Source organism: Staphylococcus sp. EG-SA-17 (assembly GCF_017151845.1).
GTDB lineage: Bacteria > Bacillota > Bacilli > Staphylococcales > Staphylococcaceae > Staphylococcus > Staphylococcus aureus.
This window is the reverse complement of record NZ_JACVZO010000198.1, coordinates 1-217: the sequence shown is the minus strand read 5'-3', so window position 1 is coordinate 217 and position 217 is coordinate 1. Positions and strand designations below refer to the sequence as shown.

The 217-nt window shown below is 40.1% G+C and carries 1 pseudogene; it reads right to left on the bottom strand.

The features are described from left to right. Positions 1-217: pseudogene (locus tag IDG65_RS14725) on the bottom strand (hypothetical protein); the annotation flags it as partial.

The window sequence follows — 217 nt, the reverse complement described above, 5'->3', positions numbered from 1 at the left end:
ATGGTTGTTCTGTTGTACTTTCTTCAGTTGCCTTCTCTTCTGTTGATGGTTGTTCTGTTGTGCTTTCCTTACTTGCTTTCTCTTCTGTTGATGGTTGTTCTGTTGTACTTTCTTCAGTTGCCTTCTCTTCTGTTGATGGTTGTTCTGTTGTGCTTTCCTTACTTGCTTTCTCTTCTGTTGATGGTTGTTCTGTTGTACTTTCTTCAGTTGCCTTCTC